The organism is Streptomyces sp. NPDC015032, from assembly GCF_043080425.1.
Lineage (GTDB): Bacteria > Actinomycetota > Actinomycetes > Streptomycetales > Streptomycetaceae > Streptomyces.
Genome location: NZ_JBIBVN010000042.1, coordinates 18,321 through 43,867 on the forward strand (window position 1 = coordinate 18,321; position 25,547 = coordinate 43,867).

Sequence of the window (25,547 nt, forward strand, 5' to 3'; positions counted from 1 at the left end):
GTCACGGGCCTGTCTGTGCAGGCAGGCTCAGAGGTTGACGACACGGACACGGTCGTCGTCCCCTGCCGAATCCACGGAAGGATCAGCTTCGTGCCTGTACCCCGCCGAGTCGTCCTCGCTTCCGGCCTTACTGGACTCGCCGCAACCGCGCTCCCCGTTCCAACAGCAGCCGCCGACGCCCTAGCCGCCGACATGAACTCGCCTGTCGAGCACTACGCGCAGCTCCGCCGCGTAATGATCCAGACTGACAACCTGATCGGTCCTCGGCACGTCCTGCCTGCGCTCCAACAACATCTCACCCAACTCGCAGCACGCCGCCGGGCCGCGCGCGGCGTCGATGCCGCCCAGCTCCTCGCCCTGGAGACCCGGTACGAGGAGCTCGCCGGATGGCTCGCCCAAGACATCGGCGACGAACGCACTGCCCACGGCCACACCGCGAAGGCCCTGGACGCCTCACACATCACCGGCGACAGCGACCTGACCGCCTACATCCTCGGTCGGAAAGCCCAGCTCGCCATCGACACCGGCCACCCCGCAGACGCCCTAGGGCTCGCGACCGCCGCCCGGAGAACCGCTCGTCCCGGCAGCCGCCTTGAGGTCATCGCAGTCATGCACCAGGCCCACGCCCACGCCGTCCTCGGCGATGCCACCGAGGCTCTGAGGGAGTACGACACAGCGCTCACGCTCCTCGGTCGAGCGCACAGCGACGGTGTCTGGGGCTCCTGGCTCGACGAGGCATATGTCAACACTGCCCGCGCCCGCTCGCTCGCCGCACTCGGCCAGTACGAGCAGGCCGCCATCGGCTTTGACGCCGCCATTGCCGCCCTGCCTATCGCCTACCGGCGCGACCGCGGCGTCTATCTGGCCCGTGCCGCCCGTGCCCACGCCGGAGCCGGAAGCCCGACCCTCGCCGCCCAGATCGGCCTTCAAGCCGTGGGAATCGCCGCGGAGACCGGGTCCGCTCGCATCATCAGCCAGCTCGACCGCCTCGACCAGACACTCGCCCCCACCAACCGCGAGCAGGGCGTGGCAGAGTTCCGAGCCGCCCTCGACAAGATCGTCCTGCACCAAGCCTGACCACCCACCAGATCCTCCACCGCGTTCTCGGAGCCGCCTCATGTCCCGCCCGTACGTACTTCTCTCCGCCGCGACAAGCGTCGACGGCTACCTGGACGACACCAGCTCCGACCGGCTGCTGCTCTCCAACGCTGACGACTTCGACCGTGTGGACGAGGTGCGCGCCTCCTGCGACGCGATCCTGATCGGCGCGACGACCATGCGGCGGGATAACCCCCGCCTGTTGGTCAACTCCGAGGAGCGCCGCGCGAAGCGGATCGCGGAGGGCCGGTCGGAGTACCCGCTGAAGGTGACGGTGACCGCCTCCGGCGACCTCAACGCAGATCTGAAGTTCTGGCACTTCGGCGGCCAGAAGCTGGTCTTCACGGTCGACTCCGCCGTGGACAAGGTGAAGGCGACGCTCGCGGACCTCGCGGACGTGGTCAGCGTCGGCCCTGAGCTCGACTGGGGCCTGGTCCTCGACGAGCTCGGCCGCCGCGGCGTCGGCCGGCTCATGGTGGAGGGCGGCGGCACGATCCACACCCAGCTCATGGCCCAGGACCTGGCCGACGAAGTCCACCTCGCCGTCGCGCCACTGCTCGTGGGCCAGGCCGATGCCCCGAAGTTCCTGGGCACCGCCGACTACCCGGGCGGGTCGACCGCCCGTATGCGGCTGCTGGAGGCCCGCGCGATCGGCGACGTCGTGCTGCTCCGCTACGCCCCAAAGGAGCGCAGCTGATGCACACTCCCGATCGGGACGAGGACCTCCGCTGGATGCGGCGCGCGATCGGCCTCGCCGCACTGTGCCCCCCGGCCACCGGGGCGTACTCGGTGGGCGCGGTCATCGTTGCCGAGGGCGGCACCGAGCTCGCGGCCGGCTACTCGCGCGAGGCCGATCCGCGTGAACACGCGGAGGAGGCCGCCCTCGCGAAGCTCCCGGCGGGCGACCCGCGGCTGGCCACGGCGACGATCTACTCGTCCCTGGAGCCGTGCTCCCAACGGAGCGCAGATCGTACTCCGTGCACGCAGCGGATCCTCGAGGCCGGGATCCCGCGCGTCGTCATCGCCTGGCGCGAACCGCCGTTGTTCGTTGCCGACTGCGTGGGGGTCGAGCAGCTCGCCGAGGCGGGCGTGGACGTCGTGGAGCTGCCGGAACTCGCGGAGGCCGCACGCGCCGCGAACTCGCATCTGGGGCTCTCGTGACCACGCCTGTCCGTAATCTCGGCATCGCCGTTTCGTTGGCGGCAGGCCAGGCGCTTCCCTCACAAAGAGATCCAGTGATGTATGGTTTCGGAGAACATCAGGTGGGATGGAGGCTGCCATGTCGGATCCGCTGCGTCGAGACGATGCCCTAGTGGATGCTGACACGCTGCCTCCGCCGCACATTCGTCGGCAGCTGCGCATCGCCGCGAACCTCACTCAGGAGGAAGTCGCCGAGGCCCTCGGCGTCAGGCGCCTCGCCGTCGTCGGATGGGAAGCCGGCCGCACGCAGCCCCACCGCGGCAACCGCCTGAAGTACGCGGAGTTCCTCCGCGGCCTGGCCAAGGAGCACCCGGCCGTTGCCCAGGGAGGTCCGCGTGAGGACTGACCTCGGTCCCGGTTTCGGGTACGCCGACTCCGCCTTCGGTTTCGAGGGGGCCGGGGTGACGTAGCCGCCACCGGCCGCGCGCGCCAAACGAGTGGACTGCAATCCGCTCCGGCCTCGCGCGGCCCTTCGCGCCGACCATCAGGTCGGCCGCCCAGTCCCCGGTTCGCACCCGGCTCTGGGCTCCAGCTCATCGAGCTGGGTTCAGCAATCCATTCGCACCACCCGGTCCGCGAGGACCAAGCAGCAACCGCAGCGGCCCCCCTGCAAGGGGGCTTCTGCACCGTTCCGCCGACCCCTGCAAGGGCCCTTGGAACATCCGTTCGAATCACGCAAAGGAAAGGACTCGCCTCTGGTTCTTCGTCCGGTGCCCGCTCCTCACGGAGGGGGCTCGGTATCTCCCAGTTCGCCCGTCGGCCGTCCCGCGTTGCGGGGTGGTCCGGCTCGCTTATGAGAGTTGGTGTCCTCGCCATAGTGCCCGATCTGGTGTCCCCTGAAAAGTCGAGCCCCGCCCGTTTCAGCACGGTTCGCACCTTTGGCGCGTTTCACGTGACGGAACAGGTGTCCCTTATTTCCCAGTTCGCGGCTTCTGAACAGGAAGTGGCTCTTCCTGTAGGAAGCCACGAGCTGATCGTTTCGCCTGGGTCTGTCCAGCCGTTCCTCAGCAGAGTCCACCGGCGCTCACTTCCCGTCCAGCGGGACGGCGTCAAGGTTCTCGCCCACCGTGCGGGAGCGCGGGGAGTGACCCGGGCTGAGCAGACTTTGTCCACAGGCTGCCTGGTGCAGGGTCGGCGGGTGGATGACGAATCGCATGTTCTGCCTGCTCAGGGGGGTGTCCGCTTTGGCGTGTACACCGGCCCGATGACGACACAGATGGCTCCGGCTCTCGGCTCAGTCGGCGGTGGCCTCCAGCGGCGTGTCCGCTTTCTTCTCGACGAACACCCAGCGGTCGTTTCTACCCGTTCCGGGTGGAACGGTCATCCACAGGGATCCGTCGTCGGCAATCAGGAGCACTCCCCGCGCGTGGAGAGTGTGCAGGTGCTCTCGGGCCTCTTCTGGTGGGATGCCCATGGTTTCGGCGAGGCCGGTCGCAAGGTCTGTCCGGACCACGAACTGATCGAGCTGGCGCGCGGCCATGAGCGGAACGCGCGGCCCGTAGGTCCTGCGGTACTCCAGCATGAATCGCATGCCGAGAGCCGCATCGGAGTCCGGCCCGAAGTCGTCGTTGACCTTGTTCATCACCGCTTCGTCCGTACCGTTCGGCGTGTCCCACTCCCGGTAGTGGAGGCCGGGCGGTTTGAGGTCGTAGAGGTACTGCGGACGGGCTGGCCTTACGGGGCGTGGGCCAATGCGTTGGGCTGCTGCGGCCCGGCGTGCGGCTTCGCCAGCGCGACGGGCGGCGGAGTTCTTCTTGGCTGCCATGACCCGCACAACGATCGGATCAGCAGCAGGTTCCCGTTCACCCCGGTGTGCCGCGTGGACGGGGGTGCGTTCCTGTGATGTCGAGGGCGACGCTCGTCGCAATGCAGCCGGACCCGTCCGACGACTCCCTGGATAGCTCTGCGGGCATTCCTCGGCAGCGGGCCGCGCTGCGGTCGGTGCCGGCCTCCGGGCAGACAGGCGACGGCTCGGAAAACCCGCTGCGTCTGGGTCGGAAGATGCGGCTGCGGCTGCTCGCTGCGGTCCAGGCGCTGCTGGCGGACCCTTCGATCGCCGGGCAGTCGGACGTGGCGAGGCTCGCGGCAGTGGTGCTGTATGCGAAGTCGCGGGCCCCGAAGGGCAACAAGAACGACAACGTGACGTCGATTTGGGTCGCGGAGCTGGGCCGATGGATGGGCGTGGGCGAGTCCACGGTCAACCGCCGGGCGCTGCCGCCGCTGCGTGCGTCTGACGGGCTGCACACCGAAGTGGTGCGGAACGAGGAGGGTCACCCGACCGGGCTGAGGTGCCTGGTGATGCCGTTGTGGCGGGCCCGCACGCATGGCGGTGCCGGGCATCCGCTGGCGCTGAACAAGGCGGAGCTCGCGACGCTGCTGCGCCTGATCGAGGCGCTGTTCGGGCACGGCTGGACGCCGGAGGACAAGGAACCGACGCCGCCGGGGCTGCTGGCCGGCCGTACGGGCAAGGGGGCGGCGACCGACCGGCTCGGGCTGCTGCTGATGGTGCTGAACACGAGGGCGTCGGGCTGGCTGCAGCTGTGCGGCGGCTCGGTGAAGGCGAAGGAGGGGCGGGGGGCGGCGACGCTGGCCCGGCTGCTGGGCTGCTCGCCCTCGGGGGCCCGGAAGGTCCTGGCACGGCTGACGGAGGCCGGTGTCGTGGCGCGGCAGCGCAAGGCGACGTCGACGCGGATGAACGGCCGGGCCCGGCTCATGCTGCTGCCGGTGGCCCGTGCGTACGGCCGCACGCCGGCCTCTGTGGAGGCGGTTTCGGGCTCCGACACCGTGTTTTCGGCGCGTCCCGATGGTGCAGTCGGAGATCATGCTCCGGCCGATGCTGCTGGTGCCCTTGGTACGTCTGGGATCGGCGGTGCTGAGGGCACTGGGGACGCGGAGATTCAGGAGCGCCCCGATAGTGCAGAGCTCCACGCACACCACGCTTCTGGGGTTACTCCCGTAGTTCCTCCGCAGCTTGATTGTGGTTTTTCCGGCGAAGGCCGTGGTGGGTTCGGTGGTCTGCCGGACCGTGCGTGCGAGCGCGAGGGCCAGGCCGTGGACGGCGATGCCGCTGCCCGGCTGACGCTGGTCGACGACGAGGGTGGCCCGCTGCGCGGGGAAAAGCCGAAGAAGTCCCCGGTCGTTGAAGGCCGGAAGGGCGGGTTCGGAGCGGTGGCCGGCGGCAGCGTGCGAGCCGTAAAGGGCCAGGGTCAGGGCAGGCAGCAACAGGGAAGGGTGGCTCTGCCGTCGCTGGATGTGCGGGCCGTCCTGGCTCCGGTCCGGCTGGTCTGGGCTCGCCTGGAGCGTCCGGCCGTCCGGCGCCTGGTGGAGGCCGCGGCCCGTACCGAGCTGGCCCGGGTGGTCGGGTTCGCCGGGCCCGCCGACGCGCCGCAGATCCTCGCCGACCGGCTCGCCCGGCGCCTGGAGAGCCAGATGCGGCTGGGCGGTCCGATCACGGATCCGGTGGGCTGGCTGATCGGCCGGGGCCTGCCGCAGCTCCGGCTGTGTGCGGAGCCGCGGTGCGATGAGGGCGCTCTGCTCGACTCCGGTCGGGACTGCCCGCGCTGCGAGGACCGGCAGGTCGACAGCCGTGCCACCCGCCACGCGGTCGCGGCCGCCGTCGACGCCGCGATGCCCGGAGCCTCCGAGACCGAGCGGCGGGCGGCCACCGACCGGCAGCTGCACGAGACCGTGACGGCCAGGGCGTGGGCGAAGGCGTACGAGTGGGAGCAGTGCCGCGCCCAGCAGGCCGAAGCGAAGGCGGCCCGCGTCGAAGCAGCCGCCGCGCAGCCGGCCGACGACGCCCCGGCCGCGCCGGTGGCACCGGTTGTACTGCCCGCACCCCGCCCGGTCGCCGCCGCTCCGGTCCTGTTCGCCGACGTCGACGACGACCAGGAGCTGGTCCTCGAGGACCTGACCCCCGACCAGGTGCGCGACTGGCGGGTGCGGGCGATGAAGGACCACCAGGTCGTCTTCGACCACATCGACCGCTACGGCGAGCCGTCGGCCAGGCGCCTGTTCAGCAACCAGCTGGTCAACGAAGCCCAGCACCTCTCCAGGCTCGGGCACCTGAACCTCGGCTACTCCACCTGGGGGCAGGCGTGAGCGGCAGCGAGGTGTCCGGCGTCGACCTCGCGCGCCAGGCCTTGATCGCGGCCCGGGAAGCGGCGAAGAAGGACGGCGCCACCCGCCAGAAACCGAAGCGGCGCACCGGCACCGCCGCACGACGCGATGGCCGCGAGCCGCTCGGGCTGGGGAGCGCGATCGGCATGATGATGACCGAGCGCGGCATGGCCGCCCCGGCCGCCGGCGGCAGCGTCCTCGCCCACTTCGACACCATCCTCGCCGCGGCCGTGCCCGAACTCGCCGACCGCGTCCAGGCCGTGGCGTTCGACGCGGACACCGGCCGCCTGGACGTCGTCCCCGATGCCCCCGCGTACGGCACGAAGCTGCGCTGGAGCGCGCTGAAGGTGATCGCGGCGGCCAACGAAACGGTGCCAGGCTCGAACGTCCGCGCGCTGCGCGTCCTGGCACCCGCGTTCGTGAAGGCCGGCCCCACCGCGGCGGTCACCACCCCGGCCGGGCAGTCGGCCGCGCCCGCCGTGCCGGTGGAGCGCCGGACACCGCCGGACGGCTACCGCCTCGCGATCGAGGCACACCGCCAGGCCACCCGGCCGTCCCGGGCCGACCCGCACGTCGCGGCAGCGGTGGAGCGGCAGACCGCCGCGATGCGGGCACTGGCCCGGCGCGCGTTCCCCGAGCCGCCCGCAGCGCCGGACGACGTGCCGGCCCCGATCGAGCAGGCCCGCGCCCAGCGCCGCCACCAGGCAGTGGCGACCGAGGCCGCCGCGCTGCGCCGGGCCCGGTCCGAACGCGCGGCCCGGGAAGCCGGGACGACGGCCATCGTCCCGCGACCGGCTGCCCTGCGCACCACCGCCTGAGTGCGCGGCAACAGCGTCTGCTCGGCCATTGCGGGTGCCGGACTGGATAGCTCGGAGCATATGAGCGGGTACGTCAGGACTGCTCCCGCACCCGTCCTCTACTCGCAGTAGAGTGTGGGTATGGCAGACGAAACGAGCATCAAGGTGAGCGCGGCCACGCGTGACCGGCTGTCCGCGCTGGCGACCGAGCACGGCACCACGATCCGGCAGCTCGTCGAAGAGCTCGCCGAGGGCCGGCCGACCCAGGCCGAGTACGCGGAGCGAGCCGAACAAGCCCGCGCCGAACTCGCCTCCGTCCTGGGCACCGCCCCCAGCGAGCAGGCCGAGACGAAAGCCCGCAGCCTCCTCCAGCGCCTCGGCGCCCGCCAGGACCCGGCGGCCGCATAGTGGGGCCCATCGCGGTCGTCCTCGACCACACGACCGCCACCGCACTCCACGACCCCAAGGACCCGCACAACGAGGCCGTCGCCGCGTTCTACGTCCAGGCCTCCGGCGGCCTGGGCACCCTTTACGCCCCGGTCCTCTCCCTCACAGTCGGCGACACCGAACGGCCCGGCCTCCTCACCTACATCCACGGGCTGCGGTTCATCACGATCGAGCCTTTCGACACCGCCGCCGCGCTCACCGCCACCGAACTGCTGCACGCCGGGCACCCCTGGGCGGCCGTCCACGCCATCCACGCCGCCCGCCCCAGCGCCGACTTTCCGGCCGGCCGCTTCCTCCTCACCCTCACACCTGGGCTGTACGAAGGAACCGGTGTCCAGGCCGTCCACCCCGACCAGTAGAACGCCCGGCAGGGAAGGCATCGCCCGCCAGCAGGTCACGGCCGCCAACAAGGCGGCGGGCCGGATCGTCAGGTCCAGCTCCATCGCCGTCGCCGGCGTGGCGGCGGCGGCCAGGAAAGGGGCCGGCCAGAAGACGAAGAAGAAGCAGCGGATCGTCACGACGGTGCGGCGCGACGGGCGCGAGCTGATGGGCCTGGGTACCGCGATCGGCGCGCTGGTCATCGAGCGGGCCTGGGAGCTCCCGGCCGCTGGCGCTTCCCTGCGCGAGCGGTGGGCAGCTATCGCCCCCGAGCTCGCCGGGCACGTCGCCGCCGTGGCGTACGACCCGGACCCCGGCCGGCTCACCGTGTGCCCGGAGTCGTCGGCCTGGGCGGCGAAGGCCCGCCTGGAGCAGCCCCGCTCATCGCGGCCGCCAACAAGGCCGCAGGCCGGGCCGTGGTGCGCGCTCTGCGGATCCTGCCGCCCGGCGCCGTCCCCGCACCCGGTCCGGCCGATGTCGCCCCGGCGGACCCGGCCCCGTCCGTGCCCACCGGTCCGGCGAAGACCAGGGAGACAGCGTGCGAGGGATACCGCCGTGCGCGGGCCGCGCACCAGGAGGTCACCGCGCCGTCCCGGGTGGACTCAGGCATCGCGGAGGCGGTGGAGCGGCAGACCAGGGTGATGCGCGAGCTGTCCCGCAGGGCGTTCCCCGAGACCGACGTTGTTCCGGACGATGCGCCGGCCCCGATCGCGGCGGCTCGTACCGAGCGCCGTCGCCAGGCCGACCCCTGCGCCGGGCCCGTACAGAGTGTGCGGCGAGGGAGGCCAGAACGGTGGCCGCGCTCCCGCAGTCGGCTCCGCAGGGGAGAACCGCGTGAGGGGAGTACCGAGCGACTGATCCCGCCCCCAAACTGGCCGCACACCCGCGCCCCCGATCCGTCCCGGCTCGTTGCGATCCTCGGCCGCCCCGAAGGGCGACCGCCACCCGCGGCGGCGCCATGGATGAGGACGTTGCCGAGGCTGTTGCGATCCTCGGCCGCCCCGAAGGGCGACCGCCACTCGGACGGCCGCTCTGCGCGGGCCCGTCGGTGGCCGGTTGCGATCCTCGGCCGCCCCGAAGGGCGACCGCCACTCGAGTCCGCCGACGTACCGCCCCTGGCCGAGAAGACGTTGCGATCCTCGGCCGCCCCGAAGGGCGACCGCCACCCGGACGTGGCGAAGCTGGCGGCCGTGGTGCTGCTGGCGTTGCGATCCTCGGCCGCCCCGAAGGGCGACCGCCACTTCGCCGGACGCTCCGCAACGACCGCAAACAAGGTGTTGCGATCCTCGGCCGCCCCGAAGGGCGACCGCCACGGGACGGCGCCCGTTCGCTCGTGCGCCAGCACTCGGAGTTGCGATCCTCGGCCGCCCCGAAGGGCGACCGCCATAACAGCGTCGCTGCCGAGTACGGCATCAGCGTCAACGGGTTGCGATCCTCGGCCGCCCCGAAGGGCGACCGCCACTCCAACGTGTTCGTCGACGCTGACGGCAAGGTCGTTGTTGCGATCCTCGGCCGCCCCGAAGGGCGACCGCCACGCCGTGTAGCCGCAAGTTCGCGCGAGCCTCCAGTGGTTGCGATCCTCGGCCGCCCCGAAGGGCGACCGCCACCCGGGGGCCCATTCCGGGCCGTGAACGTCTGCTGCCGGTTGCGATCCTCGGCCGCCCCGAAGGGCGACCGCCACGTGGTGCTCATGGCGTGGGTCCTTCCGGGGGTGAAAGTTGCGATCCTCGGCCGCCCCGAAGGGCGACCGCCACCATCCGGGGTCGACGCCGACACGAGCGGGGTCACGGTGTTGCGATCCTCGGCCGCCCCGAAGGGCGACCGCCACGAGCGCGTCCCCGATCAAGGCCCGCTCCGCGTCGGTGTTGCGATCCTCGGCCGCCCCGAAGGGCGACCGCCACGCTGAATGACCTGCGGATTCACTATAGAGGGCGGGTTCATGCTGAGAGGAGGGAGTGCTGATATGCGCACGAAGTGGGCATTTTTCTTCGGTGTGATAGGCGTGTCGTGTGTGTGCTTGGGGTTCCGAAGTGCCAAAGCGGTTCGTGGCGGGGCCGTACTCGCGCCTGCGTCGGTCTCACGTGTCCATGGCCGTGTCAGTGGCTCATCTTAGGGTGGCGGTTTCTGATTAAGGCGGTTCGAACCTCGGGGGATCAATGCCGGAGCGTGAGTTGTTCGCCCACAGCCGTAGTCCGCAGTCGGGGTGCCGGCACCGCCTGGAGGACCATCTGCGTGGCTCAGCGGCCTTGGCCCGAGCCTTCGCCGAGGCTTTTGGTGCTGGTGAGGTGGCTGGGTACTTGGCGCTGGTTCATGACGTTGGGAAGGGGTGCTGCGCCTGGCAGGACCGCTTGGTCTTTCATGCCGAGCCGATGGGCAAGCCGGTAGGGATTCCTCACAAAGAGGCCGGCACTGTGCTTGCTGTGCGGGCGGTGGGGCGTCAGCTTGCCGCTGTGGTGCAAGGGCATCATGGAGGGCTGCCGGACCAGGGCAAGATCAAGGATGTGCTGGCCGAGTTACGAGGGGCTGGGCAGGACGCGGATCGTGCCCGGGAGGCGACAGGGGCCGTGGCCCGGGTGGTGCCAGAGATCTTGCGGGACGACCGGATTCTGCCGCCGGCCTGGCTCGCTGGGCTTGAGTCGCCGAACAGGAGGGCGCTCGCCCTGGATATTTTCACTCGCATGGTGTTCAGCTGTGTGGTCGACGCGGACTACCTCGATACCGCAGCCCACTTCGCCGGCGGGAAGCCGCGCGTGGCCGTGCGCGCGGACATGGGGGAGTTGCTGAAACGTTTTGAACGGCGGAGAGCGCGGTTGCTCGCCCGGCGTGAGGCGTCCCCGGTGGACGAGCTGCGGGAGCGGGTATATGAGGAGGCGCTGACGGCGGCTGCGGGTGTGCCGGGGATGTATGTGCTGCATGTGCCGACGGGCGGGGCGAAGACGATCGCGGCGGGTGGGTTCGCGCTGCGGCACGCGGCTGAGCACGGCCTGGGGCGCGTGGTGTTCGCTGTTCCGTACATCAGCATCACGCAGCAGAACGCTGACGTGTACCGCGATCTGCTCGATCCTTCTGAGGGCAGCGAAGACGGGCCTGTTGTGCTGGAGCACCACAGTTCAGTAGAGCTGGACGAGGAGGACGGTGCGGGGGCCTGGGCGCGTCTGGCGGCCGAGAACTGGGATGCGCCGGTTGTGGTGACGACGACGGTGCAGCTGTTCCAGTCCTTGTTCGCGCGGAAGCCTTCCGCGATGCGGAAGCTGCACCGGTTGGCGGGGTCGGTCATCGTGCTGGACGAGGTCCAGGCGCTCCCTGACCGGTTGCTGATTCCGATCTTGAGCGTGTTGCGTGGTCTGGTGGAGCACTTCGGGGCGTCGGTGGTGCTGGTGTCCGCGACGCAGCCGTCGTTCTGGTCTCTGGCACAGTTGGAAGGGCTTCCGCGTCGCGGCTTGGTGGAGGACGTGACAGGGCTGTTCGAGGCGCTGCGGCGGGTTCGGTATGAGTGGCGTCTGGGGCCGGAGTTGGCGTGGGAGTCGATCGCGGGGGAGATCGCGTCTGAGGGCGGGGATCGGGTTCTGGCGATCGTGAACACGACGCGGGACTCGGCGCGGCTGCATCGCCTTCTGTCGGGGGCGGGTGATGGCGGGGTGGGGGTGGCGGCTCCGGTGTGGCACTTGTCGACGAGGATGACCGCTGGGCACCGGCGTGAGGTGATCAGGCATGTGCGGGGTGAGCTTGAGGCCGGGCGTCCGGTGCACGTGGTGTCTACGTCGTTGATTGAGGCGGGGGTGGATGTGGACTTTCCTCGGGTGTACCGGGCGTGGGCGCCGGCAGAGGCGCTGCAGCAGGCGGCGGGCCGTTGTAACCGTGATGGTCGTTTGTTGGAGGGGGGCACGGTTGTGGTGTTCCGGCCGGTTGACGGCGGTGTCCCGAAAGATTTGTCGTACAAGGCGGCCCTGGACGCGAGCGCGGAGTTTTTTGGGCCGGATACGTCAGCTCCGGATGATCTGGATGCCCTGGGCCTCTATTACGAGAAGCGCTGGGCGCTGCAGGGCACTGATGGGCGGTCGATGGGGGAGGGGATCCAGGAGCTGCGTCGGAGGTGGGACTTTCCTGCTGTTGCGGACGAATTCCAGATGATTGACAACAGGTATGCCCAGTCGGTCGTCGTGATCCGTCCGGAGAAGTCGGATGAGGAGCGGGACATCATTGAGTCGGACGTCGCTCTGTTGCGTGGCCGCTTCCCGTCGGGGCCGGGGCCGTTGCGTCGTCTGCAGCCGCACATGGCGACTTTGCCGAGGCACGAGGTCGCTGCTGCGCTGCGCGCGGGGCTGGCCGAGCCGGTGATCGGTGATCTTGTGGTGTGGCGGGGGTACTACGATCCGGTGCGCGGGCTGGACGCGGATGATCCTGAGGACCGGGGCGGCTATGTATTTTGAGTTGGCGGTGCGGGCACGTTGCTCGTCGGTGCGTGCGACGGTGGGCTGGAAGCTCGCTCGGCGGGCTCCGGGTGGCTGACCATGTCTGATTGTTGGTCGAGGATCGCAATATCTTGATCGTTTGGCATGCTGCTGCCTGTCGGGGCGGTGGACGAAGGCTCCAGTTTTCGTCCACCGCTCTCTGTGTTCTCTGGGTGATTGGACTCCCCGCGCTTGGTGCAGCAGAGGTGATCACCGTCGTCGTGGTGTTGATCTTCCGTCTGGCACACCATGCCCGAGCTGACCTCAGGTTTCGGTTCGGCAGATAGCACGCCAAAGCCCTTGTGAGCAGCGGTATTTCCGTTTCCGAGGTGGATTGTCAGCGCCTCCGCCTACAGTACGGAATCACTAGGGGGCAGGCAGTGATCTGATGTCCCGTTGGTTCCGTGTGCCGTCGCCGGGCCTGCTCAAGTCCAGGTCCGGCAGGGGGACTGTCAGGAATGGATGCGACGGATGAGAACGACGGTGCCCGCAGTCGGCAGGTTAGGGCGCGGCAACGAGGGTTGGGCTTTCCCTGATCTGGTGGTGGAGGTCTGGGGCGGCGCGGCGTGCTTCACGCGGCCGGAGCTGAAAGCCGAGCGGGTCAGCTATCAGGTGATGACGCCATCCGCGGCCAGGGGGGTGCTGGAGGCGATCTTCTGGAAGCCCCAGTTCCGGTATGTGGTGCGGAAGATCGAGGTGCTGCGGCCGGTGAGCTGGCTGCGGGTGCGCCGCAACGAGGTGAAGTCGGTGGTCAGCGCCCAGGAGGTGCGGAAGCTTCAGTCCGACCGGCGCTACCGGTACGACGTCGAGACGGACCGGGACCAGCGCAGCACGTTGGCCTTGCGGGATGTCCGTTACCGGATTCATGCGCAGATCGTGGTGGCTCCCGAGGCTTTGGCCGGGTCGGCGAAGTATCCGCCCGCGTCGGAGGAGAAGTACCGCGAGCAGCTGCGCCGCAGGGTGGAGCGGGGTGCCTGTTTCTCGGAGCCGTTTCTCGGCTGCCGGGAGTTCACCGCGTCGTTCGGCAAGCCCGATCCGCGGCAGCGGGTGGTGGAGTTCAGCGAGGAGCTCGGGGTGATGCTCCACTCGATCGCGTACGGGCCGCAGGGGGAGCGCTACCGGTGGTTCCGTGCTTCCGTCGTCGACGGGGTCCTGGAGGTGCCGGAGGAACCGTTGCCGGACGATGCGGTGGCCATGCCGCTGGCCGTGTGGCGGGCCGATGGAGCGGAGGGCTGAGCGGTGCTGTTACAGCGTTTGACCGAGTACGGGGACCGGATCGCCGGGGAACTGCCCGCTGAGTTTTACCGCGAGAAGCAGATTCACTGGGTGCTGGACATTGCCGCGGACGGTCTGAGTGCGAAGCTCCTGAGCCGCAAGGTGTCGGGGCGTCAGCGCGACCAGGCACTGATCATGCCAGTGCCGTACGTACAGCGGTCGGGTACGAAGGTGCCGCCCTACCTGCTGGTGGATACGGCTGAGTTCGTGCTCGGGGTGCCGAAGGCAGCCAAGGACGGCAGTGTCACGGAGAAGGACCGAGACGAGGCGTCGCGCCGGCATGACGCCTACCGCGGCCTCGTTCTGCGCTGGGCGTCGTCTGCGGACGGTGAGCCCGCGGCGGAGGCGGCCAGGACGTTCTTCACCGCCGGGCCGGTGGCGCTCGACCTCCCGGAGGGGGTCGAGGCGAAGGACACAGTCGCGGTCATGGCCGGCACCTGCTGGCTGCATCAGCTGGGGTCGGTGCAGCAGCTGTGGGGGCAGGAAGTGCGGGCCCGCAAGGGCGGTGCCGCGGATCGTACGGGGCTGTGTCTGGTGTGCGGTGAGTACCGCGCGCTGCTGGCGACGATCCCGGAGCCCGTGAAGAAGGGGGCGATCCCGACCGCGGGCGGCAGTAACGAAGGTCAGCTCATCAGCATCAACACCGCGGCTCAGGGCCGCGAGGGCCTGACCCAGCTGGTGAACACCCCCGTATGCCACCGGTGCGGCGGCCGAGCCATGGCGGTCCTGAACCACCTTGTCGCCTCGGACCGGCACCGGCGCCGCTTCCGGGACGACGGAGTGCTCCTGTGGTGGACGAAGCAGACTGAACCCGACTCCGCGCTCGCAATGTTCTTCGACGACCAGCCGGAAGCCGCCGACATCGAGCACCTCGTCGATTCGATGACCACCACCCCCGGCCCCGCCGCTGCGGAACGGGCGGACACCGACGCCTTCTACGGCCTGTCCCTCGGTCTGAACAACGCGCGCCTCGTCGTCCGCGACTGGATCGACGTCCCCCTGCCCGTGGCGAAGACGAACCTGGCTGCCTGGTACGCCGACCACGGAGTCTGGGACGGATGGACCGGACGGACCCGCTACTTCCCGCTCTGGCAGCTGGCCCTCTCCTGCGGCCGCTGGCAGGGGGAACGCTACGCACCCGACAGCACCCCCCACGGCCTGGAGGCAGACCTCCTCCACAGCGCCCTGCACGGCACCCGCCCGCCTGCCCGAGCTCTCCCACTGCTCCTGCAACGCGTCCACGCCGACCAGCGCGTCGATCCGCCGCGCCTGGCACTGCTGCGCCTGCTCCTCAACCGTTCCCCCGACCCCCAGGACCACCTGATGCCACAGCTCGACAAGGACAGCACCGATCCCGCCTACCTCTGCGGCCGGCTCTTCGCCGTTCTTGAATCCGTGCAGGACGAGGCACTCCCGGACATCAACACCACCCTGCGAGACAAGTACTTCAGTGCCGCGGTCGCCGCACCCAGCATCACCCTGCGCCGGCTATTCGCCGACTCCGGAGCCCACTTCCAGCGACTGCGCCGGGACAAGCCCGCCGCCCGGTACGCGCTAGAGAAGCGCCTTTTCGAGATCTACAGCAAGGTGAGCGACGACCTTCCCGGCCACCTCACCGACGTCCAGCAGGGCCGCTTCATCATCGGCTACTCCCACCAGCGCCACGAGGACCTGGCAAGGAAGCAGGCCGCCAAGGAACGCAGGCTCGCCACTGTTCCCGCTCAGGCCGCACCCGCCCAGGACACCGCTTCCGCCTGACCCGGCAACCCCGCACACCATCACGAACCCGTTCAAGGAGATCTTCCTGTCATGACCGCTGCCCACCTGGACCCCGCCCGCAAGCACGACTTCGTCTTCCTCATCGAGGCCGTCGACTCCAACGCCAACGGCGACCCCGACAACGGCGGCCTGCCCCGCACCGACCCGGTCAGCGGCCACGGCCTGATCACCGACGTCGCGATCAAGCGGAAGATCCGCAACACCGTCGCCCTCATCAACTCCCACGAACCCCGCGAGGGCTACGAGATCTACGTCGAAGCCGGCACCGCACTCAACAGCCAGCACGAACGCGCCTACACCGCCGGCGCCGCGAGCGACCAGAAGTCCGCGCAGGAATGGATGTGCCGCAACTTCTTCGACGTACGCATGTTCGGCGCCGTCATGACGACCGGCAAACGCGACAAGCAGGCCGGACGCGTCCAAGGCCCCCTCCAGATCGGGTTCTCCCGCTCCATCGACCGCATCACCCCCATCGACATCGGAATCACCCGCGTCACCCCCACCAAAGAAGAAGACGTCAAGGCCTGGAACGAACGCGGAGAGGGCCAAGACGCCAAAAACAAGGGCAAGGAGACCGAGATGGGCTCCAAACACATCGTGCCCTACGCCCTCTACCGCGGCACCGGCCACTTCAGCGCCCCACTCGCCCGCCGCACCGGCGTCACCTCCGACGACCTCGCCCTCTTCTGGCGCGCCTTCGAAATCATGCTGGAACACGACCGCGCCGCCGCCCGCGCCAACCTCGCCCTACGCGGCCTGTACGTCTTCACCCACGACGATGCCTTCGGCCGCGCCCCCTCCCACGAGCTGTTCGAACGGATCACCGTCAAGGCCCGCGACGACGTCAGCGCACGCAGCTTCTCCGACTACGGCACCGTCGAGGCACGTGACGCCAATCTCCCGCCCGGCGTCACCCTCACCACCCTCATCCCGCGCCCTGTCTGATGACGACACGCAGGTCACACCCAAGTGAAATGTCCGCATTGATTGCATATTGGTGTCCTGTTTTGGGGAGTAAGGATCTCAGCATTCATCGTTTCCGCTGGTCATCCAGTGGCGGTCGGCCTTCGGGTCGGCCGGGGATCGCAACATCGTTTCCGCTGGTCATCCAGGGTGGCGGTCGGCCTGTGGCGGTCGGCCTTCGGGTCGGCCGAGGATCGCAACTTCGCCCGCCGGTCACTCCTGCGTACCGCCATCCGCGTGGCGGTCGGCCTTCGGGTCGGCCGAGGATCGCAACATCAATGCCTCTCCTCAACCTTGGGAAGTCCCTGAGGTGGCGGTCGGCCTTCGGGTCGGCCGAGGATCGCAACTTCTGGGTGATGCCCTGGATGCGCTTTTCGCCCGCGAGTGGCGGTCGGCCTTCGGGTCGGCCGAGGATCGCAACCCCTCTCCGCCCGGATGCGCCCGGAGACTCCGCCGCGTGGCGGTCGGCCTTCGGGTCGGCCGAGGATCGCAACTTAAGCAGCCGCTGGATCAGCTCGCTCGTGGCGGGGGGTGGCGGTCGGCCTTCGGGGCGGCCGAGGATCGCAACGTCGTCACGCGCCCGCGCCACGGCGATGCCGTCTGGGTGGCGGTCGGCCTTCGGCCGAGGAGCGGGAGACGGTGCGTGTCGCACAGGTCCGGTACAACCAGGAGCAGGCCGCACTCCAGCGTGAACTGGAGGAGCGGCACGCGACGCGCCAGGCTCAGCGGGAAAAGGAACAGCGCGAGCAGACGGAGCAGCAGCTGGCGGAGCAGCGCGAGCACGACAAGGCCGCCCGACGGGAGCGGGTGGGGCGGGCGTTGGCCGTGCAGCGTGAACAAGAGGAGGCAGCGGCCTTGCTCCTCGCCCAGGCCCAGGGAGTCGTGTCCGCTGTGCCGCAGCTGCCGGTGCTTGCCCGGCAGGGGCTTCTGCTTGGCCGTGTAGAACGCGGAGGTCCCGATCAGCTGCACCAGCGCAAGGAACGTTCACCACCCGCTGATCCAGCCAAGCCCCGCGGCCACGCACAGCAGCACCGCACACGCCGCGTGGGCCCACAACGCCACCGTGAGGGTGACGGGCTGCGGGGATGGTGGGTGCCCTCGTCGGCATCCGTGAGAAGGGCGTGGAGGGCTTGAGTGCCCACCCACGTGTTCTACCGGCGGTAGAATCGGGGGTATGAGCAAGCCAACGAGCATCAAGACCAGTGAGGCCATCCGTGACCGGCTGCGGCTGCTGGCAGAGGAACGCGGCACGACGATCACCGACCTGATCGAGGAGCTCGCGTCGAAGGAGCTCACTTCGGCCGAGCGCGAGGAACGTGCTGTCGAGGCGGCCCGTGAGCTCAGCATCGAGTACACCGAGCAGGTCCAGCAGGCCGGGCAGGACGCCTGGGCGAAGATCCGCGCCCATCAGGGCGGCGCCGCCGCGTGAACCTGACGGTCGTCCTGGACCACACCGCTCTGGCCGCTCTGTACCGTGCGGATCCCTTCTTCACCGGCCTGTACATCGAAGCCTCCCGCGGAACCGGCCGCGTCATCGTCCCGTCGCTGTCGGTCCTCGCTGCGGAGCGGCAGGTCACGGGCGCGGGCCGGCACGCGGCGTCCCTGCGGTTCGCGGAGAACGTCCCGTTCACCACCGGGCACGCGGTGGACGCGATGGACTGGAGGAACGTGGACTGGCCGGTGGTGCACGCGGCTGCGATCGCCTGGCACGCGGTGAAGGCAGGGGAGCCGCTCACGGTCCTGTCGCTCGAGCCCGAGCTGTACGCCGGTACCGGCATTACTCCGTTGAACCCCACCTGAACCCGCTCTTGGAAGGGGGGCTGCTTCCCGCGGGGGCCTGGCCCAGCCGGTTCAGGGCGCTGTGGCGGAACTCCGGCAGGGCCTCCTCCACCGTCGGTTTCAGCGGGAGCGCCGGTCGGTGAAGACCTGTGCGGCGTCGGCTTCGACGACGTCGCGCAGGTCCTCGTCGTCGTCCGGGGCGTGAAGGCCGAGCGCGGTGAGGACGTGCCGGTAGTACTGGTAGGCGAAGTGCGGGTCGCCCGCTGCCAGCAGGGATGACAGGAGTGGCTCGTCGTCGGCCGTGGATCGGTCGACCTGGACCAGTACCTGGACGCGTTCGCTGTTGTTCAGGGAGGGCAGCGCGGAGCCGAGCTGGCGCTCCAGCCGGCTCCAGCTGGTCGATGTCCGTTCCCTGGCCGCCTTCTTCAGGGCTCCCCGGACAGCCGCCACAGTGGGCACGAGATGCGCCGGCAGCGTGGCAGGGCCCGTGATGGTGTCCGGCTGCGGCTGTGTGGCCGGGGGCTTCTTGGGGGCGTCCGGCCCTTCTGCGGGGACGGCGACCTTTTCTGCCCATTCATTCACTTTGTTCTGCTCAGCCGGGGACAGAATGTCTCCGGCCTCCTTCGCCGCAACCACGAGCTCCTCGACAAGCTCCTGCAGTTGTTCAGTGGACAGTGCCTCACGGCGTAGACGGCCGGTGATGCTCTGAACCCGCCCTCGCGCCCTGTTGCGCGCTTTGCGACCCAGGGCCTGCGTCACGGGCTGCTCTTTCCGCTCCTGAGCCTCTGCCTCGCGACGCATCCGCCGCTCGCGCCGCTCCTCACGCGCTGTCGTTTGGCGCGCTCTGCGTTCCTCCTCGGCTGCGGCTTGGCGCGCTTCTTGCGTCCGGGCCTCTGCCGCACGCGATTCTTTTGCCGCACGCCGTTCCCGGGCAGCACGACGAAGCGCTTCTTCGAGGAACGCGTCGGCTGCCTGGAGAGTTGCGGCCTCTTGCGGTGTGGCCGCCGCGTCGCCCAGAAGAAGCTTTCTGGCCTGGGGAATCAGCGTTGAGACGTTGCGGTCGTGTCCGTACCGGATGGCTTCGTCAAGTCGGTCGAAGAGCCGTCGGCGGGTCCGGTCCTGCTGGTGGATCCAGTCGTTCGCGTGGTCGATCGCGCGTTGCAGGTGTTCGAGGGCCTGTCCCTCGCAGCGAGGTAACTGGAGCCGTGCTGTGTCCCGCAGCTGGCGGGCGGCGTCGGTCTCCTGCTTGTGCACGGCGTGGTAAATGAGCCGGGTCAGGGCGCCGATCTGCACCGGCCCCTCAGCCTTCTCGGTGCGCGGCTGCGGCACCGGGGCCTGGGCTTTGGCGGCGCGTGTGGCCTCGAGGCATGTGACAACGGGGGTGATGAGCCGGCCGTGCTCGTCGACGGTGCATTCCGCCAGCTCGAAGTCCCAGTCGGTGCCCACATACGGGAGCTCGGTGCCGAGCATCATGACCCGCTGGTTGCCCTCGCTGACGAACTTGACCCGGTGGACGTAGCCCCGGCGCGCCAGGGTGCGGTGGTCGATGGGGACGCCGGGACCCAGGATGATGTCGCCTGCCTCCGTGGCGTCCCAGTCGGGCGGCGTGGCGGGGTCCATGTGCAGCAGCAGCGTGTGCCCGTCCAGTTCGATCTCCACGAGGGAGCCGACCGGGGCGTCGTCCCGGTCGATGTAGCGGTAGCGCGGGGTGCGCCCCTGGCCGCGCAGCCACGCCTGGGTGGCCGTACGCACGTACAGGTGGTCCGCGCTCGCGACGTCTCGGGAGCGGCGCCCGCATTCGGGCAGCAGCCCGTCGGGGTCGGGGAAGTGAGCGAAGTGGCTGACGCGGACGTTGCCCCGCCGCGTCAGGAGCTGGCCGCCGCACCCGCCCAGCAGGACCCCGCACCAGAACGTCGTCTCGGAGAACTCCTCTCGGAACTCGTCGAGCTCGTCAGCATCCGTCGGGCAGACCACCGGATCATCGGACTCGGGATCCTCCAGAACGGCCGTCTGGATCTGCCGGTTGTCAACGCCCATCGCCAGCCCCTTCGCCAGCACAACCCGCCTCTCCCGCCCGCACGAGAGCGTCCTGCGGACGCGAGAAGAGGTAGATCGCTACCAGCTGTTCAGCCTATCGAGCGTCACGGAGAGTCGCGCCGGAATGCCGGAAACGTAGTCAACGCGACGGACCACCTCCACCGTTCGCCCTGGCCGTCGGCGTCCGCGCTGCTCGGCTCGTCCCTTGTTGTGGGCGGAATCAGTGGGCGGGCCGACCGAATGAGCTCAGCCTGGCAACTGGCCCGAACTCCTGGTTCAGGCCGTGATGGTGGGGTTCGCGCCATCCTTCGTCAAGATCCAGCGGGCCCGTGCGGCTGTCGCCATACTCGTTCCGCCCGCCTCCGGAAAGCAGGGGAGGGCTCGGAGCGAGGGGGGCCGGTGGGCGAAGCGCGGACGGAACACGAGGTGCACCAGGAGCACCAGAAGCTGGTACGTGCTCTGGCCGATCAGCACGCTCGTACCGACGTCCAGGACCACGGCGAGGGTGTTCCGGACGAGGCGTTCGACATCCTGATGGAGCGCGCGCAGGCGCTGATGGCGTACGAGCAGCAGATGCCGGCCCTGCTGGCCGAACCACAACGCCTGCGCAGCCAGAAGGTCATCTTCTGGTCCTGGCGGGCCCAGAGCGCGGTAGCGATCGCTCTGATCCTCGTCTTCCGCCTGCTGGGGTACTCGGACTGGTGGTACGCCCTGGTCGTGCCGCACCTGGTGGGCACCTTCTGCGGCTGGCCGCTCGAAGCGACCGTGAAAAACCATCTCGCCCGCCGTAACGCGTCCATCGCTCTGCACGCGGTGGGGGCGCTGCTCGTCCTGGTCGTCCTGGGCGTCCTGTCGCCCTGGTTCATCGTCGCCTTCCTGATCGGCTGGGCCGTTGTGGGCACAGCTGTCGCGGACGGACAGGAGGCGGGGAAGTGAGCGACGCTCTGGACTCCCAGTTCCGGGACACCGAGCGGCGGGTCCGCGATACCGACCGGCGAGTAAGCGATCTCGACAGCCGGCTGGACGATCTGGAGGGCGAGCACGAGCGGTTGAAGTCCCGGTTCGGCTATACCGAGGACCTGGACCACGAGCTGCGTTCCCTTCGCGACGACATCTCCGGCCTGGAGACCACGACCGAGGAAGTCGACGGCCGGGTCGACGAACTCGATGACCGCGTCAAGGCCGCGGAGCGGACGGTGAAGAGGCTCACCCAGCACGTGCGGCTGCTGGAAGGCCAGATCATGGCTGTCGGGAACGTCCCTCCCGCGGACCTGGACACCTTCACCAAGGACCAGCGCACCCTGGCCGCCACGATGGAGTCCGGGTGGGACGCCGCCGACGTCCTCCTCACCAGCACCCTCCGCACCCACCACCAGAACCGGGTGCAACGCTTCCACGACGCCCAGGCCCGGCACCAGGCGACCCGTGAGGAAGCCGTCGCCCTGGTCGGCACGCTGCTCTCCACCCCCTACAACACCCAGCCCCATGCCAAGGCCGCCACCAAGCTGCGCTCCGTCATCGCGCGCGAGGCGACCGAGCACCAGGGCCTTGCCCGGCAGGCTTCCGAGGCACGCACGTCCACCGCGGCCCTCGCCGCGGACCGGGCGGCCACCGCCGACAAACAGCCGGCCATCGCCGCCGGCCAGCGCGCGGGGCAACGCCTCACCCTGGCGCTACGCAGCACTCTGGCCGACGCCGTCAGCAACCGCCTGCTCCTGCCCGCGTGGTTCGCCACCGTCCTCGGCCCGGCCCCACCAGCACGAAACACCGAACGCTGGCTCGAGTGCGCGACCCGCGTCCTGCTCTACCGCCTCACCTACCACGTCGACGACCAGGTCCTCGCCCTCGGCCCCTGCCCCGACCCCGAAGACGAACACCAACATCAGTGGTGGGAGGAACTGACCACCGAGCTCCGCTCCTGGTGACCGTACTCTCCCGTGGTGACCGGGAGGCTGCCCGGACACCATCTCAACGACCCCCGCCCCGGCCGGTTCCGTCCGTCACGGCTGGTTGCGCCAGTGGCCCAATCGGATCGCCGGAAGAAGCCCCACCACCCCGTGTAGACGACTCTACATTTTAGTGTAGAGTCGTCTACACGAAAGGAAGGGGGGCGACTATGAACGACATCCACTACCGCACGGGCAGCTACTACAGCGAGCCGGGGACCAACCACATCTGGGAGTCCTTCGGTCCGGGCGGTGACGTCATCGCCGAGCTGTACGTGTCCACCGAGCGGGCCGAGGTCATGAACATCTGGGTCCACGAGGACCACCGGGGTCAGGGCTTGGCCCGCGCCCTGTACGAGGCCGCCAGTGCTCGGATGGACATCTTCCATGCCCCGCCCGCGCACCGGACCCCCGAGGGCGACGCGTTCGCCGAGGCGGTCGGCGGACCGGTTGTCGCCCCCTACCCGTGTGACTGCTACGCCTGCGACACCGCGGGCACCGAGGAGGAGACGGAGTGAAGAGGATCCAGGAGTACGAGATGCGAGCGTGGCTCGGGGACGGCCATGGCCTGAACGACGGTCAGGTTGCCGAGCTCATGCGTATCTCGGACGAGATCAGTGAGCGCTACCCGGACCCTGACGACCAGGACCTGCGGGACGCCGCGCTGGGCACCGCCTACCGGCTGATGACCGGCGACACCGGCGTCGTGGAGGAGTACGCCGAAACCCTGTCCCGCGCCCGGCAGATGGAGGCATGCGCCCTGGCAGCACTGGAACAGGGGGCACGGACTCTCGTTCCGGCCAAGCACGAGACGGAGAAGAACTACGCGATCCGCGCGGGGGTCGACCGCATGACGGTCCGCCGCCGCTGGCTCGGAAAGAAGTAGGGAACCACGCAGATGAATGCCTTCCCCCTGACCACCAGCGGATGGATTCCGGTCTGGGACCGCGACGCGCACAGCGTCCGCGAGGTCGGCATGACCGAGGCCCTGGTCCGCGCGCACCGGCTCGTCCTGCCGGCGAGCGGCGAGGACGGCATCGTGCTGCTGCGGCTGCTGGCCGCGGCCCTCGATGCGGCCTGCGGCCCGGCCACCCAGGAGGAGTGGGACACGCTGTGGCGGTCCGAGACCCTGGACACCGACACGGTCACCGCCTACATGCACACCTGGGCCGGTCACCTGGACTTGTTCGACCCTCAGCAGCCCGCCTTCCAGTGCGCCGCCCTGAACACCCCCAACCGGGATGCCTCCCAGCTCTCGCCGGGCGCGCTCGGCGGGGAGAACAGCTTCAGGATGTTCGCGTTCTCCGCCAGCCCGGAGGACCACCCCGACTGGACGCCCGCGCAGGCCGCCCGGCACCTGCTCGTGTTACTTGCCTACGACGTCGCCGGAATCAAGACGGCCGCACCCGGCGACCCCACGGCCAAGAGCGGCAAGGTGTACGGAGCGAAGCCGGGAATGCTCGGCCAGCTGACCCACCTGCATCTCGAAGGGGCCACGCTCAAGGACACCCTGCTGCTGAACCTGCCCCCGCGCCCCCGCGCCCCCGGTGATGCCCCGGTGTGGGAGCGGCCCTCTCCCGGAGCACACGCCCAGCAGCGCCCTGCTCAGGGCCGGTTGGACTGGCTGACCTGGCCCTCCCGCCGGGTCCGCCTCTTCACCCAGGACACGGACAACGGCTGCATGGTCACCGGGTTCGCGGTACACGAGGGCGACCGTCTGCCCCCGGGTGCCTCCCTCGGCGACGCGGCACAGGACTGCGACCCGATGACCGTGTGGAGGCTCGCCGCCGACAGCGAGACCATGGTGCCCCAGGACCGGTGGCTGGACGCCGGGGGACAGCCCAAGCCGTGGGCCGCGGCACACACCCTACGCACCCGACACATCCGCGGCTCCCACTGCGCCGTGGTCGACCACCTCGCCGACGCGGCGGAACGCGGCACCCTGCCGGCGGACCTCTCCGTGCGCGCGGTGATGTCCATGACCCAGCACGCAACCGTCCACCGCTCGAACGTCTCCGGCGTCGTGACCGAGCTCTTCCCGCTGGGCACGGCCCATCAGGTCAGCAGCTCAGAAGGCCGCGACTACCTGCACGGCCGGGCCTTCTTCGCCGACGCTCTGACCGAGCGCCTGACCGCGTGCGCCTCCCGCATCCTGTGCCTCCCGAAAGCTGACATCGCGGCCCGGCTGGCTCTGCCTGGCCTGGACCGCGACTGGCAGCGCATGATCCAGGACTCCGTCACCGACCCCGAGGGAGCCAGAAGGAACTGGGCGCGCGCCTTCTATGAGGCGGCCGACGCGTGGATCGAGGAACAGCCCTGCCGGTTCGAGGGCGGCCGCGAGCAGCTCATGACCGAGTACCGCCAGTCACGCACGCAGTAACCCGCCACCCCAGACCAGGCACAGGAGAAGAGCAACATGCTCAGCGATATCCGCTTCCGCCTCAAGGAGATCCGCTCCAACTACCAGCTGGAGGTCCGGGTACCTCACTACCCGCGCTTCGTCGCCGCCGCACGACTGCTCGGGGGAATCCTCATCAAAACGAGCGACAGCAGCGAGCACTGGCACTTCGCCCCCAGCGTCGAGGCCCGCGTCCGCGAGCTGTGCATCAGCACGTGGGGAACCGACGGCACCCTGCACAAGAACAGCGACCTCGTCACCCTGCACTGGCAACCCGACGACCTGCGCTGGGACAAGGAGGCGTGGCTGGCCGGGCGGCTCATCGCCCTGCGCCCCTACCGCGACAGCAGTGTGCAGCTCGGCTGGGGCGTCACCGTCGTACAAGGCGGATTCCCAGGCCGGGGCGGCTCCATCAAGAACCCCGCCCTGGACCCGCACGACGACACCATCGTAGAGATCCTCCACGTGCCGCGAGGCATCGCCGAGATCACCCGGAGGGACACCCCGAACGTCACGATCGTCGAGCCGGAGACCCCCGGCCAGCCCGTCTCGCACGCCGCCCTGCGAGCACGCCGCGACGAGCTGCTGGACGAACTCGCCATCCTCAACCAGGTACTGGCGGACAAGAAGGGGCCAGCCGCCGAACCGCTGCCGTGCCGGTGCGGCAGCCACGAATGCCCTCCCGACGGATACACCACCGCAGAAATCGCCGAGATCGCACCCGTCACCAGGCAGACCGTGATCCAGTGGTGCAAGAACGGCACCCTGCCCGCAGTCAAGTACGGAAAGAACTGGATCGTGCTGCGCCCGCTTCCCAAGTACGTTCGCGGCATCGAACTGCCGGCAGCCCCCCAGCCCGGCACTGACCGGTAAAGGCGCG

24 protein-coding genes and 1 CRISPR repeat array are annotated in these 25,547 nt (G+C 69.6%); of the genes, 21 read left to right on the forward strand and 3 right to left on the reverse strand.

All coding sequences use genetic code 11. The features are described 5' to 3' along the window. The first annotated feature begins 90 nt into the window (after positions 1–90). The 4 genes from ACF08M_RS35205 to ACF08M_RS35220 all read left to right on the forward strand — a co-directional run bounded on the left by ACF08M_RS35205 (position 91) and on the right by ACF08M_RS35220 (position 2,644). Complete coding sequence (locus ACF08M_RS35205; RefSeq protein WP_392189389.1) at positions 91–1,077, forward strand: DNA-binding protein; 987 nt, start codon at positions 91–93, stop codon at positions 1,075–1,077. Between the two features lie 40 nt (positions 1,078–1,117). Next, entirely contained in the window at positions 1,118–1,795 is a 678-nt protein-coding gene (locus tag ACF08M_RS35210) for a RibD family protein (RefSeq protein WP_392189350.1), read from the forward strand. Then, positions 1,795–2,259: a deaminase gene (locus tag ACF08M_RS35215; RefSeq protein WP_392189351.1), complete on the forward strand. Its 465-nt coding sequence runs from the start codon at positions 1,795–1,797 to the stop codon at positions 2,257–2,259. Before ACF08M_RS35210 ends, ACF08M_RS35215 begins: the two co-directional genes overlap by 1 nt. Positions 2,260–2,410: 151 nt before the next feature. Further along, positions 2,411–2,644, forward strand: coding sequence for a helix-turn-helix transcriptional regulator (locus tag ACF08M_RS35220; protein WP_392189352.1), 234 nt, complete (start codon positions 2,411–2,413; stop codon positions 2,642–2,644). An 888-nt stretch (positions 2,645–3,532) separates the two neighbouring features. Here ACF08M_RS35220 and ACF08M_RS35225 read toward each other — a convergent pair. Beyond that, positions 3,533–4,063, reverse strand: a complete 531-nt coding sequence (locus ACF08M_RS35225) for a hypothetical protein (RefSeq protein ID WP_392189353.1) — start codon at positions 4,061–4,063, stop codon at positions 3,533–3,535. A 101-nt stretch (positions 4,064–4,164) separates the two neighbouring features. On the opposite strand from ACF08M_RS35225, the gene ACF08M_RS35230 reads away from it, so the two are divergent. From ACF08M_RS35230 to cas7c, 9 genes are all read left to right on the forward strand, one after another. After that, the gene (locus tag ACF08M_RS35230; RefSeq protein WP_392189354.1) at positions 4,165–6,399 is read left to right on the forward strand and encodes a hypothetical protein; all 2,235 of its coding nucleotides are present in this window, start codon (positions 4,165–4,167) and stop codon (positions 6,397–6,399) included. Continuing rightward, a complete protein-coding gene (locus ACF08M_RS35235) occupies positions 6,396–7,235 on the forward strand; it encodes a DUF721 domain-containing protein (RefSeq protein WP_392189355.1) in 840 nt (279 codons plus the stop codon). Before ACF08M_RS35230 ends, ACF08M_RS35235 begins: the two co-directional genes overlap by 4 nt. Before the next feature lie 120 nt (positions 7,236–7,355). Continuing rightward, entirely contained in the window at positions 7,356–7,622 is a 267-nt protein-coding gene (locus ACF08M_RS35240; protein WP_392189356.1) for a hypothetical protein, read from the forward strand. After that, positions 7,622–8,020, forward strand: a complete 399-nt coding sequence (locus tag ACF08M_RS35245) for a hypothetical protein (RefSeq protein ID WP_392189357.1) — start codon at positions 7,622–7,624, stop codon at positions 8,018–8,020. Before ACF08M_RS35240 ends, ACF08M_RS35245 begins: the two co-directional genes overlap by 1 nt. Continuing rightward, a complete protein-coding gene (locus ACF08M_RS35250; protein ID WP_392189358.1) occupies positions 7,992–8,681 on the forward strand; it encodes a DUF721 domain-containing protein in 690 nt (229 codons plus the stop codon). Before ACF08M_RS35245 ends, ACF08M_RS35250 begins: the two co-directional genes overlap by 29 nt. A 266-nt stretch (positions 8,682–8,947) precedes the next feature. Further along, a CRISPR array of direct repeats spans positions 8,948–9,940; the repeat unit is 36 nt; unit sequence GTTGCGATCCTCGGCCGCCCCGAAGGGCGACCGCCA. Positions 9,941–10,195: 255 nt separating this feature from the next. Further along, positions 10,196–12,469 carry a CRISPR-associated endonuclease Cas3'' gene (locus tag ACF08M_RS35255; protein ID WP_392189359.1) on the forward strand — a complete coding sequence of 758 codons (2,274 nt, stop codon included), beginning with the start codon at positions 10,196–10,198 and terminating at the stop codon, positions 12,467–12,469. 492 nt (positions 12,470–12,961) lie between these two features. Next, positions 12,962–13,726: a type I-C CRISPR-associated protein Cas5c gene (gene cas5c / locus ACF08M_RS35260; protein WP_392189360.1), complete on the forward strand. Its 765-nt coding sequence runs from the start codon at positions 12,962–12,964 to the stop codon at positions 13,724–13,726. A 3-nt stretch (positions 13,727–13,729) separates the two neighbouring features. Next, the gene (gene cas8c, locus ACF08M_RS35265) at positions 13,730–15,523 is read left to right on the forward strand and encodes a type I-C CRISPR-associated protein Cas8c/Csd1 (protein WP_392189361.1); all 1,794 of its coding nucleotides are present in this window, start codon (positions 13,730–13,732) and stop codon (positions 15,521–15,523) included. 51 nt (positions 15,524–15,574) lie between these two features. After that, on the forward strand, positions 15,575–16,489 hold the full coding sequence (gene cas7c / locus ACF08M_RS35270) for a type I-C CRISPR-associated protein Cas7/Csd2 (protein WP_392189362.1): 915 nt from the start codon (positions 15,575–15,577) through the stop codon (positions 16,487–16,489). 528 nt (positions 16,490–17,017) lie between these two features. Here the strand turns inward: cas7c and ACF08M_RS35275 are convergent. Next, positions 17,018–17,476, reverse strand: a complete 459-nt coding sequence (locus ACF08M_RS35275; protein ID WP_392189363.1) for a hypothetical protein — start codon at positions 17,474–17,476, stop codon at positions 17,018–17,020. A gap of 205 nt (positions 17,477–17,681) precedes the next feature. Between ACF08M_RS35275 and ACF08M_RS35280 the strand changes: the two genes are divergently transcribed. After that, positions 17,682–17,936 carry a hypothetical protein gene (locus ACF08M_RS35280; RefSeq protein WP_392189364.1) on the forward strand — a complete coding sequence of 85 codons (255 nt, stop codon included), beginning with the start codon at positions 17,682–17,684 and terminating at the stop codon, positions 17,934–17,936. Then, positions 17,933–18,307 (forward strand): PIN domain-containing protein, encoded by a 375-nt coding sequence (locus ACF08M_RS35285; RefSeq protein ID WP_392189365.1) that lies wholly within the window; start codon positions 17,933–17,935, stop codon positions 18,305–18,307. Before ACF08M_RS35280 ends, ACF08M_RS35285 begins: the two co-directional genes overlap by 4 nt. Positions 18,308–18,406: 99 nt before the next feature. Here the strand turns inward: ACF08M_RS35285 and ACF08M_RS35290 are convergent, their stop codons facing one another. Then, the gene (locus ACF08M_RS35290) at positions 18,407–20,323 is read right to left on the reverse strand and encodes a hypothetical protein (RefSeq protein WP_392189366.1); all 1,917 of its coding nucleotides are present in this window, start codon (positions 20,321–20,323) and stop codon (positions 18,407–18,409) included. Positions 20,324–20,722: 399 nt separating this feature from the next. On the opposite strand from ACF08M_RS35290, the gene ACF08M_RS35295 reads away from it, so the two are divergent. The 6 genes from ACF08M_RS35295 to ACF08M_RS35320 all read left to right on the forward strand — a co-directional run bounded on the left by ACF08M_RS35295 (position 20,723) and on the right by ACF08M_RS35320 (position 25,540). Beyond that, on the forward strand, positions 20,723–21,259 hold the full coding sequence (locus tag ACF08M_RS35295) for a hypothetical protein (RefSeq protein WP_392189367.1): 537 nt from the start codon (positions 20,723–20,725) through the stop codon (positions 21,257–21,259). Further along, positions 21,256–22,248: a hypothetical protein gene (locus tag ACF08M_RS35300; protein WP_392189368.1), complete on the forward strand. Its 993-nt coding sequence runs from the start codon at positions 21,256–21,258 to the stop codon at positions 22,246–22,248. The genes ACF08M_RS35295 and ACF08M_RS35300 overlap by 4 nt, the downstream gene beginning before the upstream one ends. A gap of 191 nt (positions 22,249–22,439) precedes the next feature. Next, positions 22,440–22,787 carry a GNAT family N-acetyltransferase gene (locus ACF08M_RS35305; RefSeq protein ID WP_392189369.1) on the forward strand — a complete coding sequence of 116 codons (348 nt, stop codon included), beginning with the start codon at positions 22,440–22,442 and terminating at the stop codon, positions 22,785–22,787. Next, positions 22,784–23,155, forward strand: coding sequence for a hypothetical protein (locus tag ACF08M_RS35310; protein ID WP_392189370.1), 372 nt, complete (start codon positions 22,784–22,786; stop codon positions 23,153–23,155). The genes ACF08M_RS35305 and ACF08M_RS35310 overlap by 4 nt, the downstream gene beginning before the upstream one ends. A 12-nt stretch (positions 23,156–23,167) precedes the next feature. Beyond that, the gene (gene casA / locus ACF08M_RS35315) at positions 23,168–24,649 is read left to right on the forward strand and encodes a type I-E CRISPR-associated protein Cse1/CasA (protein ID WP_392189371.1); all 1,482 of its coding nucleotides are present in this window, start codon (positions 23,168–23,170) and stop codon (positions 24,647–24,649) included. A 36-nt stretch (positions 24,650–24,685) separates the two neighbouring features. Then, positions 24,686–25,540 (forward strand): helix-turn-helix domain-containing protein, encoded by an 855-nt coding sequence (locus tag ACF08M_RS35320; protein ID WP_392189372.1) that lies wholly within the window; start codon positions 24,686–24,688, stop codon positions 25,538–25,540. Positions 25,541–25,547 lie beyond the last annotated feature (7 nt).

Bases quoted from the DNA above. Each gene is read 5' to 3' on its own strand.
- ACF08M_RS35230 (WP_392189354.1), top strand. From the start codon at position 4,165: ATGCAGCCGGACCCGTCCGACGACTCCCTGGATAGCTCTGCGGGCATT.
- cas7c (WP_392189362.1), top strand. From the start codon at position 15,575: ATGACCGCTGCCCACCTGGACCCCGCCCGCAAGCACGACTTCGTCTTC.
- ACF08M_RS35210 (WP_392189350.1), top strand. From the start codon at position 1,118: ATGTCCCGCCCGTACGTACTTCTCTCCGCCGCGACAAGCGTCGACGGC.
- ACF08M_RS35280 (WP_392189364.1), top strand. From the start codon at position 17,682: ATGAGCAAGCCAACGAGCATCAAGACCAGTGAGGCCATCCGTGACCGG.
- cas5c (WP_392189360.1), top strand. From the start codon at position 12,962: ATGAGAACGACGGTGCCCGCAGTCGGCAGGTTAGGGCGCGGCAACGAG.
- ACF08M_RS35215 (WP_392189351.1), top strand. From the start codon at position 1,795: ATGCACACTCCCGATCGGGACGAGGACCTCCGCTGGATGCGGCGCGCG.
- ACF08M_RS35255 (WP_392189359.1), top strand. From the start codon at position 10,196: ATGCCGGAGCGTGAGTTGTTCGCCCACAGCCGTAGTCCGCAGTCGGGG.
- ACF08M_RS35320 (WP_392189372.1), top strand. From the start codon at position 24,686: ATGCTCAGCGATATCCGCTTCCGCCTCAAGGAGATCCGCTCCAACTAC.
- casA (WP_392189371.1), top strand. From the start codon at position 23,168: ATGAATGCCTTCCCCCTGACCACCAGCGGATGGATTCCGGTCTGGGAC.
- ACF08M_RS35225 (WP_392189353.1), bottom strand. From the start codon at position 4,063: ATGGCAGCCAAGAAGAACTCCGCCGCCCGTCGCGCTGGCGAAGCCGCA.
- ACF08M_RS35305 (WP_392189369.1), top strand. From the start codon at position 22,440: ATGAACGACATCCACTACCGCACGGGCAGCTACTACAGCGAGCCGGGG.
- ACF08M_RS35290 (WP_392189366.1), bottom strand. From the start codon at position 20,323: ATGGGCGTTGACAACCGGCAGATCCAGACGGCCGTTCTGGAGGATCCC.
- ACF08M_RS35240 (WP_392189356.1), top strand. From the start codon at position 7,356: ATGGCAGACGAAACGAGCATCAAGGTGAGCGCGGCCACGCGTGACCGG.